Source organism: Clostridium sp. CM036, from assembly GCF_055081135.1.
Window position 1 is genome coordinate 1359044 of the sequence record NZ_CM143652.1, and the last position, 14239, is coordinate 1373282.

Here is a 14239-nt window from a genome sequence, read left to right on the forward strand (position 1 = left end):
GTAATAAGGTGAGGAATTCATGGAGCCAAATAGACGTACAGCTAAAAAGAAGATTTGATCTTATCCCTAACCTAGTTGAAATTGTAAAAGGCTATGCTAATCATGAACGTAGTACCTTTGAAGAAGTAACCTCAGCCAGAACTAACTATCTTTCCTCAAATACACCTGGCGATATGATGAAGGCTAATGGTGAGTTAACACAGGTTCTTGGAAAATTGTTTGCTGTAGCAGAAGCATATCCAGAACTTAAGGCAAATACAAATTTTCTTGAGCTTCAGGGAGAATTGTCAAAAGCAGAGGATAAAATTAGCTATGCAAGGCAATTTTACAACGATGTTGCTATGGATTACAATAACTCTGTACAAATGTTTCCATCAAGCCTGATTGCAAGCATGTTTAGTTTCAAAGAAGAACCTTTCTTCAATGTGGATGAGAAAGAAAAAGCTACTCCGCAGATTAAGTTTTAGCAAGACAAATTGTATTCCCAATTTGTTAATGTCCCCCGGGACATTCCCCTAAATAACTTGCGACTGAGATTGATAAAAGAGCATCCAAACGGATGCTCTTAATTTATTACTTCTTCATTTAATTCAAATTCATCTTCTCGAATCTGCACAGCTCTCCGCAGGAGATGATTTAACTTTTTGTAATCTATCAGTATCTATAACAATTTCTGAACCATCAGTAACTAATTCAATAAGTAATGGTTGTGTTCTATTGTGTAGCAAGTCCTTTATGTTATTAACTTCCTCATTTGAGGTTATCTGTATAGCTTCTACTCCCATGGCGTCTGCAATAGAAGCTATACTTTTTTTAGCAAATTTAACTTTGCCTTTGCAACTTCTACCATATAGTACATTTAATCCATTATTAACAAGTCCTAACATTGAATTATTTACAACAAAGTAGATAATAGGTATATTATATTCTTTAGCTGTTAGTATTTCCATTCCATTCATGTAAAATCCACCATCGCCTACCATTACGGCATATGTTCTATCAGGATTAGCTAAGTATGAACCTACAACTCCCCCTACACCGGTTCCCATACATGCGTAATTTATACTTGTTTGAAAATCCATTGTCTCTTTTATTGGCATATACTTAAATAAACAATTAAAAAAATCCCCCATATCACTTACGAAACAAGTATCCGCAGGCAGTAAGTCTGATATTTTTTCAGTAAATAGTCTTAAAGACATCCCTGTATGGTTCTTTACATAAGGCTTATTCATCAAAGGTTTAATGAATGGATTTTCCTTTACTGATACATTGTTACTAATCAAAGTTACTGCTTGTTTTAGGTCGCAACAAACAGAAATATCTTCTTTAAAAACTTTATTAAACTCCGCTACATCCCAGTCTATTCTTATAACTTTTCTATCTTTAACGAGAATATCCTTGTAATCCCTTGTTGCAGCTTGTCCTAAAGATGAACCAAGGATTAATAGACAACCAAATTGTTCTTTCTCTACATACTCCACAGCTCCATCTGCTGAACAAAATCCATAATTTCCAATATAATAAGGGAAGTCTGTGTGCACAATCCCTTTACCATTGGGTGTAGACATTACAGGCCATTTAAGTTTTTCGCTTAATGCTTTTATTTCTTTACTAATACCTCTTGAACCTCTACCAACTAAGATTAATCCCTTTTGAGTATTATTAATCTCATTAATAGCTTCTTTTAAACTTTTTTCATCAAACTGCATTGCTTCAATGACTATTTTATTAGTAGGAAGAATTCCTTTAAATTCATTATTTTGAATATCAAAAGGAATTGATAATGCAACGGGACCACATGGTGGTGTCATGGCTATTGTAATCGCTTTTTCAATCTCTTCAATAACTTCATCTTCATTTAGAATATTTTTCGAGTATTTTGTTAAGCTACTAAGCAATTTTATATTATCAAATTCTTGCAAAGCACCTTTGCCCATGAAAGACCTTTTTATATCCCCATTTATAACAAGCATAGGAAGTTTATTTCTTTGCGCGTCTGCAATTCCATTGATGGCATTGTTTACACCTACACCACCTGCCAACATACATACCCCTAATTTATTTGATAAATCAGAATATTTTGTAGCGCAGTAAGTAGCCCCTGCTTCATTCTTTGTTATTATAAATTCTATATCACTGTCATTTAAAGCATCAAGTATACCCGCAAATGTTGCAGATGGTATTCCAAATACGTAATTCACTTCATTAAGTGAAAGTGTCTTTATTATAGCGTCAGCTATTCTCATATGTTATATCCTCCGTAAATTTCAATTATTTTTTATGAATTATGCTATGTTAGATAAAATTGAGCTTTATTTCTCTGTTATATTCATTATATACAATTAAGCTCATATTTCCAATCTATGCTATCATATGAATATTTTATACATTTTTATACTAATTGTAGCACAATTTTCAAGTTTTATGCATTATATTTTTTGAAAATACTTAGGTTTATCACTGATTACGTTATTATTAATGAAAGCAAGAAGGATAAGGAATATATTCACAAAACATGAATGAAATGAAATAACTTTTTTTTAAAAAATACTTGAAATGTAATTTCAGTTATGCTAATATAATCTCATAAGATGAAACCGTACACAAAAGAAAAATGATCAGCATTAAAGGAGGAAATATGGATATATTAAACTTAAAAAAACTAACAACAGAAAGTAGAAATGAAAATACCATGGACATAGATAAAATTTCAACCTTAGAAATGGTGAAAATAATAAATAATGAAGATAAAAAGGTAGCAGAAGCCGTGGAAAAGGAACTTCCTAAAATAGTAGAAGCCATAGATTGTATAACTTTAAGAATGTATAAAGGTGGGAGATTAATTTATATAGGTGCAGGAACTTCCGGAAGACTTGGAATTTTAGATGCATCAGAATGTCCACCTACATATGGAATTTCTGAAGAACTAGTACAAGGGATTATAGCAGGTGGTAAACAAGCTATGTTTAGTGCAAAGGAAGGCGCTGAGGATTCTAAGGAACTCGCAGTAAAAGATTTGAAAAATAAAAATATAACAGCGAATGATACAATAGTAGGACTTGCAGCATCAGGTAGAACTCCATATGTTATAGGAGGACTAGAGTATGCAAATGAAATAGGAGCATTAACCATTTCAGTTACTTGTAATGCTAATTCACAAGTTTCAAAAACATCGAAAATATCAATAGAACCAGTAGTTGGAGCAGAAGTTGTGACAGGATCAACAAGATTAAAATCAGGAACAGCTCAGAAACTAGTACTAAATATGTTATCAACAGGGGTTATGATAAAGCTAGGTAAAGTATATGGCAACCTTATGGTAGATGTAAAATCAACAAATGAAAAACTAGTTGAGAGAGCTAAGTTAATAATTTGTGAAGCAACGGGAGTAGCTATTGAAGAAGCATCCGAAGTATTAAATAAAACAGATTTTGATGTTAAGCTTTCAATATTCATGATATTATCAAAGCTTAATAAAGAGGAAGCAAAAATCATATTAGATGAAAATAAAGGATATATAGCAAAAGCACTAAATAATATCTAAAATAGGGAGGAAATATTATGGTAAATAAAGATATTGCTAAAAACTTAGTGGAGCTAGTTGGAGGGAAAAGTAATATAAAATCTGTTACAAACTGTATGACGCGATGCAGATTAGAACTTAACGATCTTTCAAAAGCTAAAATAGATAAAATAAAAAAATCTGAAGGAGCCCTTGGAGTGGTTGAGTCAGAGGGACAGTTACAAGTTATTTATGGCCCAGGAAAGGTAAATAAGGTAACTGAAGAAGTAACAAAAATACTTGGGGGAAATCCAGTTATAGGTGAAGATGCAGTAGCAGAAACTAAAAATAAATTAAAAGAAAAGAATAACACTAAGTTTAAAAACATACTTAAAAAACTAGGGAATATATTTATTCCCTTAATACCACTATTCGTAGCTTCTGGGCTTGTACTTGCAGTTAATAATATAGCAGGAGTATATTTGGGTGATGTATATAAAACCACAACAGCAGCTCAAATAATAGGGCTTATAGGTAATGGCGTATTCTCTATATTATCAATTTTAGTTGGTGTAAATGCAGCTAAAGAATTCGGTTCACAAATGCCAATGATGGGTGGAGTATTAGGTGGTATTCTATCATCAGCAGCACTTGCAAAGATAACTCTTTTTGGAACAGCATTAACTCCAGGACGTGGGGGGATTATTTCAGTAATATTAGTAGTAAGTTTAGCTTGTTACATTGAAAAGGTTTGCAGGAAGTTTGTACCAGATGTGTTGGATTTATTCGTTACACCACTCGTCACACTTACACTTTCGGTTTTAGTAGCAATATTTATACTTCAACCAATTGGGGGATTTGTTTCAGATAGTATAGGAATAGTTGTAGCTCAAACTATTGCATCCGATAATATGATAATATCAGTTATATCAGGATCAGTATCAGGAGGGTTATTCTTACCACTCGTTATGACAGGAATGCACCAAGCATTAACTCCAATACATGCAGATTTAATAGCTAATGTTGGATTTACAGTATTACTTCCTATATTAGCTACAGCTGGAATGGCGCAGGTAGGAGCTACTATAGCAGTACTTAGAAAAACAAAAAATGAAAGATTAAGGAAAGTAGCTAAAAATGGATTAATACCAGGATTTTTAGGAATAGGAGAGCCATTAATATATGGAGTAACATTACCACTTGGAAAGCCATTTGTTGGAGCTTGTTTTGGAGCAGCACTAGGTGGAGCAGTTATGGCAATATTTAAGGTAGGAGCAGTTGCATTAGGTGTATCAGGATTACCACTCGCATTATTAATTGCAAATGGAAAAATGCCAGTATTCTTATTAGGTGTATTGGTATCATATATAGGTGGATATTTCTTTACTAACATGTTAGGTTTTGAAGATCCAGTAGAATAACAATCTATGATTTGAGGAGGGATTTTTATGAGTTATGGTTTTTCTATTTATTTTGGACTAGACAATACAAAGGAAGAAAATATAAAGTTATTAAATGAGGCCCATAAACTTGGATTTACTAGAATATTTACCTCATTTCATATACCAGAGGCAAATTATAGTATCTTAAAGACTGAGGCACAAGAATTTTTCAAATTGGCTAAAAAATATAATATGGATATAATAAGCGATATTTCTCCTAACACATTTAAGTTTTTAGACTTAAATGATATGGATTTGAAGGGACTATTTGATATAGGGGTTAAGACTATAAGAATAGATTTTGGATATACAGAAGAAGAAGTATCTAAAATGAGCAAAAACACTTATGGAATTAAAATACAACTAAATGCATCAACAATAACTAAAAAGTTTTTTGAAAACCTAGATAGATATTCCCCTAATTATAAAAATGTTGATGCATTACATAATTTTTATCCAAGAGTGGGTACAGGTATTTCAGAAGAATGTATGAAAGAAAAAAATTCTATTTTAAGTAAAAGAGGAATAGAATCTTCTGCTTTTGTACAATCAAATAATAGAAAAAGAGGCCCATTATATGATGGCCTACCAAGTTTAGAAGATCATAGAGGTATAGAAGTAAGAGAGGCTGCGAATCATTTGTTTGCATTAGGAAATAAATCTGTATTTATAGGTGATTCACTTCCAAGCAAAAAAGAACTAGAAGATCTATCTGGATTAAATCCAGATGCAGTAGAGCTTTTTATAGAATTAAAAGAATATGATACTGTGACCCTAGGATTACTTACTGAAACTTACACCCAAAGAGAAGATGAGGCTAGAGATGCTATAAGAGCTAGTGAAAGTAGATTAGTTCTTAATGGAAATAAAATAAAGGCCTTAAATACAGTGGATAAAAATTATGGAGATATTATTATAGATAACGAAAATTACATGAGGTATATGGGAGAATTACAAATATTAAAAACAAGTCAAAAGAGTGATTATAGGACAAATGTTGTAGCTTCTGTTTTACAAGATCATATTTATCTATTAAAATATATAAATGGTGGTAAAAAATTTTACTTTAATATAGTAAATAAATAGAGCTAACATCAAATGTAAATAGGGTGTGATATTATGAATGTATTACAATATATAAGGCAAAATTACGATAGTTTTACAGATAGTGAAAAATTAATAGCAAATTATTTATTAGAAACTAAGAAAAGTATTATATCAATGTCAGCTAAGGATATAGCCTATACTACTAAAACATCAGCTCCAACAGTGGTTAGGTTTGCTAAAAAAATAGGTTTTAATAGCTTAAATGAAATGAAGCTTAAGTTATCCATAAATTTAGATAAAATGGATCAAGATATAGGGTTTCAATACTTGGATAAAGATTTAGGAACAAAGAATATAATTCATGTAATAAAAAATTCAGTAGATTCTATCATGGAACAGACAGTTAGATTTTTAAAGGAAGACGAACTAGATAATGCAATAGAATTACTTATAAATGCTAAAAATATATATGTATTCAGTGTAGGAGTATCAGCTTTAGTAGGTCAAGATCTTTATTATAAGTTAAGCAGGATAAATAAGAGATGTATATCACATACAGATACACATTTGCAAATAACCTCATCTATACTAATGGAGCCAGGTGATGTAGCAATAGCAATATCCTACTCAGGGGAAACAAGAGAAGTTATTAAATGTGTAGAAAATGCAAAAAAGAGAAAGGTTCCAGTAATAGCAATAACAAAGGCTAGTGTAAATAATAAGATAGCTGATATCTCAGATGTAGTATTACGTGTGCCAGCAGTAGAAAAATCTTTAAGGGAAGGTGCAATTAGCTCGAGAATATCACAGCTAGCAATAATAGATATGTTATTTATAGGCATGGTTAGAAATAATATAAAAGAAGTAGAAGAAATCTTAATTGAAACAAGAGAAGCAGTTAAAGAATTGTATAAATAGGGGAAGTTAAGTATATTGGTGTGAAAAAACCAAGATGTTATATTGAATCAAAAAAGCCACAGTATATTTTTTACTGTGGCTTTTTTATTAGTTTGAATGTAGGTGGTCGGGTACCTCAACATCTATTATTGCACTGCGATTCAATCTTTCCTATCCATATTAAGCTTGTCACAACGCAGTAAGCTTATCTTCTTTAACGAAGATTACGAAGGCTCACCTTTCGTTTATACTTTCCATTTTTCACCTAAGGTATCGCTTCTACGTAACGCAATACCTTAGGTACTTAACCCTATGCGCCGAAAACCCATTCAAGAAAACGTTTATTAGTCACCAAATAAATGGAATAATTCTATAAGTATTATCTTTGTAATCCTTATAGGTTCCTTTAAAGGTTTTTTCTAATATTGTTTCTTCAATTGTAATTCGATATCCATAGATTACAACAATAATAATTAAAGTTCCTATAACCCCCTCAAAGCTTCTAAAAGATAATGTAATACCAATTAAGGATAATATACTTCCACTATAGGATGGATGTCTTAGGTATTTATATGGACCAGTTTGAATTATTTTTTGCGTTGAATTCACCTGTACAGATAGTGTAAAAAAATTACGTAGAGTCCATACAGAATAAGATCGGAACAAAACTCCAATGATAATAAAAAAAATACCTATCCAGAAAAACAACATTGGAAGTATAAAGTGGATTTGCTTTCTACAAACAAGATTTAAAAATATTATGGATACAAAACCAGTTACAAGTAAGAAGTAAGACCCTTTGTCTCCATTTCGTTTCTCTCCTGAATGTTTTCTACTGATCCAAGAAGTAAAACACCAAATAAATATTTCTGAAATCAGAAAAAAAATGAATACCACTTGAAAAGTTCTCTTAATAGTTATTAACTCGAAATATGTATTCCCAAACAAATACATATATATTACCTCCTTATTATTTTTCTTGTAATTTCTTATTTATATCTTTTGCATCATTTTTACTATCTTTATATAAGCTTAAACAAGCTATTGCATAGGCCACAGCAATTATTAAAATTATTTCTATTACTGAAGGTAAAGAAATAATTTTAATAACCTTCAGTGGTATTCCAATAGAAAAAACCACACTTATAATTATGAATAATTCAAAAGCTATATGTATAATTGGGGACTTAACATGAATATTTTCCATAAAATACAGAACTGATTGTATTAATAAAATCAAAAATAGCAAACTAGCCTCTGATTTTACACCAATGGTTACTTGATGGTTTATAAGATGTATAATAATTACTAAAATTATTGTTATAGTAAAGGCAACACAACCACTGCAGAAATATTGATTTATTTTTTTCATTGCTTCCTCCAATTCTATTATAAATTATATCCCTAAAATTCGTTTAATTTCCTGTACATAGCTACGATTAATAATTAGTTTTTCTCCATTTGATAAAGTTGCAAGCAACCGGCCATTAATTTGACCTTTTACTTTTTCTAATTTTGCAATATTCATAAGGCAAGACTTATTTATTCGAGCAAATTTTGCACCTGATAATTTTATTTCTAACTCATATAATTTCATATCACTTTGATATACGTCTTTTTCGCAATAAATATAGATTTTATTATCAACAGCTTCAAAATAATAGATATCATCGGAAAAAATCCGTGTATACTCATTTTCTATTTTGCCACTTATAGTTATTTGATCCTTAGATAGCTCAGCTGCTAAATGATCAACATAGATAGTTCTTTCTTTACATAGTATTTTCACCTCGATATCTTCCATTAAAGGATCTTCAATTATTATTATTCTCATAACTTCCCTCCTTTCAAAAAAAGCATATCATAGGTATTAGATGGTAACAATCGTCACACACTTATGCTGCTTATAGCACCTCGTAAGTTACATTTTTTAAAAATATTAAGCATAAAAAACACCTATAGTCTAAACACCTTTTTTCAAAGTGTCATGTCTATAGGTACCATTATAATTAGAACTCTTCTTTCTTTTCTTTTGTATAATTAATTAAAAAATATATAAAGATCAAATAAAACATAGCATTAAATGAATATTTATTTAAATAATTTTCTTTATAAAAAAAATGGAATAATATTATTAACACTATGAGGATACAATATGTAGCATTAAACACTTTTATCAGTTTTAGTTTTAAGTTCAAAAAAAATATATTAATACTTTTAATTTTTAATAAACTAAATATAATCATGGGTAATATTAAAACTATGATTAATGATATCACTATATGTCTTAATCCAATATATATACTTTTATTACTTAAAGATATCATACCTATGCCAATCAAGTATAAAAATGAAACCTCCATAACATTTTTTTGAATGTTGGTATATATTGATAATTTTTTATCATCAAATTTTTTTATAAATATAACATTTAAAAACAATACAGGCAAAAGCAAATAGCCTAATCCTTCTAATACAAAAATAAAAATCACCGCCAAATGAGTATTTGCTTATAAATATAACATAAATATTCTTATATGTAAATAAAGTACATTAATAGAGTTCTAAGATACCCTATGTGCAGTATCAACGATTTGCTTCTTTTTATTCTTAAAGATGGAACATAAATCACCAATGAAATTTTTACAATTACATAAAGTTAATTTTAAAATTATTCCATCCATAATAGTATTTCTTTTCTTTACCAGTCTTCTGTTCATTTAAAGTGAAATATTCTTTAAAGCTTATATTCTCATTGAACAGGAACCATTCGTGACTCATTATATTTGCTTGAATTGGTTTTAAGTCAACAGACATCTCTTGAAATAAAATCTCCAAACTATATTTATGCAAAATAAATTTAGCTTTGGAGATTATTGTTAATTTAAAGTATAATATTTATTTTATAACCACACTTTGGACATATATCATCACTAGTATTAACATGAAGCTGGTATCCCTCTCTTGCAATAAGCTTGTAACTGCACTTTGGGCAGTAAGTTGAGTTATCTGTGCCCGCTACATTGCCTAAATATACGTAGTTAAGATATTTTTTTGCTATTTGCTTATCTTTATACATTACCTCAACTTTTGTAGCAGATTTATCCATCTTATAGTTTGGAAAATATCTTGATAAATGAAGTGGAATATCTTTATTTAATGAGGCAATAAATCCTGCAATTCCCTCAATTTCTTCTGCAGAATCATTTTCTCCATTTACGAGTAGAGTAGTAGCCTCTACATGACACTGTTTTGATGCTATTTTAATAGTATCCATAACAGGTGTCACACTGCCTCCGCATATATCCTTATAATACTTGTTGTTTAACGCTTTTAAATCAATATTCATAGCATCCACATATGGAAGAAGTATCTTTAGAGGTTCTTCTTTAATATAGCCATTCGTAACCACCACTATATTTATATCTTTTACCGTTTCTTTTAATAGTTTTGATGAATTGTATACATATTCATACCAAATAGAAGGTTCATTATATGTAAATGCTATCCCAATATTACCTTCCAGACTTTTGCATATTTCCACTAATTTTTCTGGTGGTACATATTCGCTCTTTGCTCTCCCTTGGGATATAGAGTAATTTTGGCAAAACCCACAGCTAAAATTGCAACCAAAGCTTCCTACAGAAAGTATATTGCTTCCTGGCTTAAAATGATATAGTGGTTTTTTTTCTATGGGATCTTGAGCCATAGAAGTTATTTCTCCATAATTTATCGTATAAAGTTTTCCCTTGCTATTTACCCGTACATTACATATGCCATGAGCGCCTGATGGAATATGGCAATTATGAGGGCAAAGTTTGCATTTAACTACCTCTCCTTGTTTTTCATAAAACAAAGCTTCTTTTTCCATAATTACCACTCCTATTTATGCCTTATAACCTCAAACTTTTCTATAGAATATTTTTCATTTGGGGAAATTGATGCTTTATTTAATACTATACTTATTTGCTCCTCTATGGTATTAACACCAGCAAGATCTGGTAATAGTAGTCCACTCTTTCTACCACTTCTCACAATAACTCCATATTTTTTAGGATCTAATTGTTCTTTTATAGCTGCTATAGGCTCCGTTAAAACATCTACGGAAAACACAATATCCTCAAGTTCTCCCTCCGATACGTGACTAAACCTTGGGTCCCCTTCTCCTGCTTCAATGGCATTTCGCATTATTTCACTTGCTACACTTTCTGTTACAGGAAAAATTGTACCTATGCAGCCCCTTAACTGCCCAAATTTTTTAAGAGACACAAATACCCCTCTTTTATTATTTATCATTTCCTCTGTTACATAGTTTGGCTGATCCATGGAATTACCCTCTATTAGATAATGAGTAAGACTTTCTCTGGCAAGCCTAACATAAACATCTTCGTTATTTACTCTTTCCTCATATTTTTTTCTTTTTTCATTAGTAATTTCTGATAATATATCTCTATCACTGTTTTTAAGGTCAAATTTCATTACCGCATAGCCCACTCCGAAGGTGCCTTCATAGGAAAGGAGTTCTCCCTTTATTTCATTACCTTCCATTGCTCCAAGCATTATATAATAAGACCTTAAGCCACATTCTCCAGCATTTTCAACCATTTCTGTATTTATATTAAATACTCCTGATACATCACCCTTTGTTAATAGACTTATTATTTCGGCATCAAACACTTCTCCATAGGGATTATAATCATAAGGTCCTTCATCTTTAAGATGATGTGAAAGATCACCACTTCCAATAAATACAGCATTTTCATTGCTCTCCTCTATTGCCTCTTTAATGAGTTTACCAAATTTATATAACTGTATAGGACTAAGCCCCCCATAGGTAATATGAACAAGCTTAAAAGAATTATACCTATCAACAACAAAGTACAGTGGAACTATGCTGCCGTGATCTAATTCATATTCTCTATCGTATTTTTTAAGAAAACTTGTGCTTACTTCTACCGTTGGTATATTATTACTGCGTGCCTTAGCCATAATTTTCCCTGTCAAATCCATGTCTATTTCAAAATTCATAGAAACTTTTGACGCCCCAAATTGCTTTAAATTTCCTGAAATAGAACTTTCAAAAGAAAGAGCTATGGCATCTGAAAACATAGTTCCATGTGGTGTCACTACTATTATTACTTCTGGTTTTAACTCTGATATTTCGCCTCCAATGCGCACGCAAGCATCGTATGTGTTTTTTATCTTTTTTTCCTCTCCACGTCCCACTTCTGGAATTATTATAGGTGGATGTGGCATTGTATAAAAAGCTTTTATTTTTCCCGTTGTAATCACCTCTCCTATTCATTACTTTAAATATCATTTAAAAAAATATCAAGTCAGTATTCTAGCCTAATCTATTTTTATATGCATAAATATTTTACCCACTACTTAGTGTTCATATCCATAAAGGTTTTTTAGCATTAGCTTAGTTTGGCCACTTTATAATGAAATAATATGTTTTCAATTTCCTCCACAACAACAAAGTTTTCTATTCTTATACCATGCTTTCCGTTAAGAAAAGATTAATTACCATGTGTATTTCTACTATTGTTAATATTTTTCTATTGATTTTTATAATTATTGCTATATTAAATACATAATCTTTTTAGCCAATTTAATTTACATCCTTATGCTTTACAAGGTTTAAAGATGGTAGAGAATGTTGTAGGGGAACTTACGGAAACTGGACTCAGTAATGCCAAGCTATTAGGTATATTAAGAAATGGATACGAGAAAGTCTGTTAAATATAACATCTCATTATATGGAATGATTTTGTATCAAATATGGGGGCATTTATAGCAATGGAACCGAAACGGCAGTATGACTACCTTTATTTGTAAATATATGATTAGATTAATCTTGCTGAGGATTACCGTATTTTTTACAAGTAAAGTAATCTAGTGCGATAGATAAATAAATTAAAAATACAGGCCATAAGCAGTTGTGATAGTAATAATAAAACTCTTTTCTAAGATTTTCTTAACACTATTATTTACAACAAACGCCAGTACACTATCACCTCACCAAATGTTTCCTGGAATAACCATGCAAGTTTTTCTCTAAGAACCTCTTCCTTAGAGCTACCAACATTAGAACCCCTATCAAAATGTTCCTAAGAGGTGGACATCCAACCATACTGGGTCATGCAATTGGAGAATTTGGACTAATTTTTAAGACCACTCATAAACTATCATTTTTGGATGACAAAGATTATCGTAGGCGTATTTTAGCACAGCTAAACCGTGGAGAATCAGAAAATGGTCTTAAAAGAATCGTTGTATACGAAAAAAAGGCATTGGATGCTATCAGAAATGAACATTAGTTAACACATAAAGTATTATAATAACAACCTCTTTAGAGCAAGGAAGTTGTTATTATGGTAAAAATAAAAGTCAGATACGATTGGTAAGTACTAATAATTGATCTCTTAATTAGTTGGTTTGATTTTATATCCACTTTTTTGTCCACCCGTTTTACAAAGATTCAGAGGCGCCGTACCTATAGCCCCTTATTATCCATAGATTTTCAACAAAAATAAACTTAAAAATAAATAGATTCAATCTTTAATTTGTTCTTTGCAATATAACATAGGAAAAGCATGCTAATAACATTGATTACAGGTAATCCCATAGAAATAGTGTATAATATACGAATTTTTTTATTTGCTACTGCTACTGAAGTTACTCGAATAGTTCCATTTACAGATGTTATAAAGAATATAACTGCTAAAGTTAATATAGAAATTATACAAATTGCTAGAATAACATAAAGCTGTGCAGCTGCTGGAAAAAGCAATACACCCCATATGAAAAACCAAGAGAAGGTACCTAAAGCGTCTTTTCCATAATTTGGAGTGTTAATTATCAAATTAATTGCATATATTATGAATATTAATGTTGGTATTATATAAAGTATGTTACCAAAAATAGAATACTGTAAAAGTCTTACTCCTGAGCCAATTTTCTTAGCACTGTAATTTATATCTTTACTGACAAAGGTAGACCCTGGGAACATATTAACTATACCTAAAATCACCATTACAGTTAATAGTATCTCCAAAGAATATATACATCTTGGAATTGAAAGTGATAAATTTTCAATAGAATAGCCTTTATATGGTGAAACTAATGCAGTAGGAATGACTAACAAAATAATAGGAAATAATCCTAGCATAATATATATTATTTTAGGATTTATTATTTTTATTTTCCTTGTAATAAACATAATAGTTATTGCTATTGAAAGTAAGATAATTCCTCCAATTAAAACTAGAAAACCCATAATTAAAAAATCCTTCATATTTTACGCATACCTCCGAAAACAAAATTATTCTACAAGTAATTACTA

General features: G+C 30.5%; 15 protein-coding genes. 6 read left to right on the forward strand and 9 right to left on the reverse strand.

Going from position 1 to position 14239, the window contains the following annotated elements:
• The first annotated feature begins 8 nt into the window (after positions 1-8).
• Entirely contained in the window at positions 9-467 is a 459-nt protein-coding gene (locus ACWJKE_RS06375; RefSeq protein WP_258280710.1) for a LemA family protein, read from the forward strand.
• Positions 468-596: 129 nt separating this feature from the next.
• On the opposite strand, the gene ACWJKE_RS06380 is transcribed toward ACWJKE_RS06375, so the two are convergent.
• Positions 597-2249 (reverse strand): thiamine pyrophosphate-binding protein, encoded by a 1653-nt coding sequence (locus tag ACWJKE_RS06380; protein ID WP_220320041.1) that lies wholly within the window; start codon positions 2247-2249, stop codon positions 597-599.
• A 392-nt stretch (positions 2250-2641) separates the two neighbouring features.
• On the opposite strand from ACWJKE_RS06380, the gene murQ reads away from it, so the two are divergent.
• From murQ to ACWJKE_RS06400, 4 genes are read left to right on the forward strand one after another with little or no spacing between them, the layout of a single operon-like run.
• Positions 2642-3547, forward strand: a complete 906-nt coding sequence (gene murQ, locus ACWJKE_RS06385) for an N-acetylmuramic acid 6-phosphate etherase (protein WP_220287081.1) — start codon at positions 2642-2644, stop codon at positions 3545-3547.
• Positions 3548-3564: 17 nt separating this feature from the next.
• Complete coding sequence (locus ACWJKE_RS06390) at positions 3565-4926, forward strand: PTS transporter subunit EIIC (protein ID WP_216302945.1); 1362 nt, start codon at positions 3565-3567, stop codon at positions 4924-4926.
• Between the two features lie 27 nt (positions 4927-4953).
• Positions 4954-6033, forward strand: a complete 1080-nt coding sequence (locus ACWJKE_RS06395; RefSeq protein ID WP_462959272.1) for a DUF871 domain-containing protein — start codon at positions 4954-4956, stop codon at positions 6031-6033.
• Between the two features lie 33 nt (positions 6034-6066).
• Positions 6067-6912 (forward strand): MurR/RpiR family transcriptional regulator, encoded by an 846-nt coding sequence (locus ACWJKE_RS06400; RefSeq protein ID WP_216302943.1) that lies wholly within the window; start codon positions 6067-6069, stop codon positions 6910-6912.
• 327 nt (positions 6913-7239) lie between these two features.
• Here the strand turns inward: ACWJKE_RS06400 and ACWJKE_RS06405 are convergent, their stop codons facing one another.
• From ACWJKE_RS06405 to amrA, 7 genes are all read right to left on the reverse strand, one after another.
• Complete coding sequence (locus tag ACWJKE_RS06405; protein ID WP_462959273.1) at positions 7240-7845, reverse strand: methyltransferase family protein; 606 nt, start codon at positions 7843-7845, stop codon at positions 7240-7242.
• 16 nt (positions 7846-7861) lie between these two features.
• Positions 7862-8263 carry a hypothetical protein gene (locus tag ACWJKE_RS06410; protein ID WP_462959274.1) on the reverse strand — a complete coding sequence of 134 codons (402 nt, stop codon included), beginning with the start codon at positions 8261-8263 and terminating at the stop codon, positions 7862-7864.
• A 24-nt stretch (positions 8264-8287) separates the two neighbouring features.
• A complete protein-coding gene (locus ACWJKE_RS06415; protein ID WP_462959275.1) occupies positions 8288-8725 on the reverse strand; it encodes a LytTR family DNA-binding domain-containing protein in 438 nt (145 codons plus the stop codon).
• A gap of 175 nt (positions 8726-8900) precedes the next feature.
• Positions 8901-9389, reverse strand: a complete 489-nt coding sequence (locus tag ACWJKE_RS06420; RefSeq protein WP_462959276.1) for a hypothetical protein — start codon at positions 9387-9389, stop codon at positions 8901-8903.
• A gap of 151 nt (positions 9390-9540) precedes the next feature.
• The gene (locus tag ACWJKE_RS06425) at positions 9541-9729 is read right to left on the reverse strand and encodes a hypothetical protein (protein WP_462959277.1); all 189 of its coding nucleotides are present in this window, start codon (positions 9727-9729) and stop codon (positions 9541-9543) included.
• A 46-nt stretch (positions 9730-9775) separates the two neighbouring features.
• Entirely contained in the window at positions 9776-10762 is a 987-nt protein-coding gene (amrS, locus tag ACWJKE_RS06430; protein ID WP_462959278.1) for an AmmeMemoRadiSam system radical SAM enzyme, read from the reverse strand.
• A gap of 11 nt (positions 10763-10773) precedes the next feature.
• The gene (amrA, locus tag ACWJKE_RS06435) at positions 10774-12147 is read right to left on the reverse strand and encodes an AmmeMemoRadiSam system protein A (protein WP_220320082.1); all 1374 of its coding nucleotides are present in this window, start codon (positions 12145-12147) and stop codon (positions 10774-10776) included.
• An 851-nt stretch (positions 12148-12998) separates the two neighbouring features.
• On the opposite strand from amrA, the gene ACWJKE_RS06440 reads away from it, so the two are divergent.
• On the forward strand, positions 12999-13214 hold the full coding sequence (locus ACWJKE_RS06440; RefSeq protein ID WP_220287075.1) for a Tn3 family transposase: 216 nt from the start codon (positions 12999-13001) through the stop codon (positions 13212-13214).
• A 218-nt stretch (positions 13215-13432) separates the two neighbouring features.
• On the opposite strand, the gene ACWJKE_RS06445 is transcribed toward ACWJKE_RS06440, so the two are convergent.
• A complete protein-coding gene (locus tag ACWJKE_RS06445; protein ID WP_462959279.1) occupies positions 13433-14191 on the reverse strand; it encodes a hypothetical protein in 759 nt (252 codons plus the stop codon).
• Positions 14192-14239 lie beyond the last annotated feature (48 nt).

What these genes read in the sequence shown, in the direction of transcription:
- ACWJKE_RS06410 (WP_462959274.1), bottom strand. Translation starts at nt 8,263, where the DNA reads ATGAAAAAAATAAATCAATATTTCTGCAGTGGTTGTGTTGCCTTTACT.
- amrA (WP_220320082.1), bottom strand. Translation starts at nt 12,147, where the DNA reads ATGCCACATCCACCTATAATAATTCCAGAAGTGGGACGTGGAGAGGAA.
- ACWJKE_RS06400 (WP_216302943.1), top strand. Translation starts at nt 6,067, where the DNA reads ATGAATGTATTACAATATATAAGGCAAAATTACGATAGTTTTACAGAT.
- ACWJKE_RS06445 (WP_462959279.1), bottom strand. Translation starts at nt 14,191, where the DNA reads ATGAAGGATTTTTTAATTATGGGTTTTCTAGTTTTAATTGGAGGAATT.
- ACWJKE_RS06390 (WP_216302945.1), top strand. Translation starts at nt 3,565, where the DNA reads ATGGTAAATAAAGATATTGCTAAAAACTTAGTGGAGCTAGTTGGAGGG.
- ACWJKE_RS06440 (WP_220287075.1), top strand. Translation starts at nt 12,999, where the DNA reads ATGTTCCTAAGAGGTGGACATCCAACCATACTGGGTCATGCAATTGGA.
- ACWJKE_RS06395 (WP_462959272.1), top strand. Translation starts at nt 4,954, where the DNA reads ATGAGTTATGGTTTTTCTATTTATTTTGGACTAGACAATACAAAGGAA.
- murQ (WP_220287081.1), top strand. Translation starts at nt 2,642, where the DNA reads ATGGATATATTAAACTTAAAAAAACTAACAACAGAAAGTAGAAATGAA.
- ACWJKE_RS06405 (WP_462959273.1), bottom strand. Translation starts at nt 7,845, where the DNA reads ATGTATTTGTTTGGGAATACATATTTCGAGTTAATAACTATTAAGAGA.
- ACWJKE_RS06380 (WP_220320041.1), bottom strand. Translation starts at nt 2,249, where the DNA reads ATGAGAATAGCTGACGCTATAATAAAGACACTTTCACTTAATGAAGTG.
- amrS (WP_462959278.1), bottom strand. Translation starts at nt 10,762, where the DNA reads ATGGAAAAAGAAGCTTTGTTTTATGAAAAACAAGGAGAGGTAGTTAAA.
- ACWJKE_RS06415 (WP_462959275.1), bottom strand. Translation starts at nt 8,725, where the DNA reads ATGAGAATAATAATAATTGAAGATCCTTTAATGGAAGATATCGAGGTG.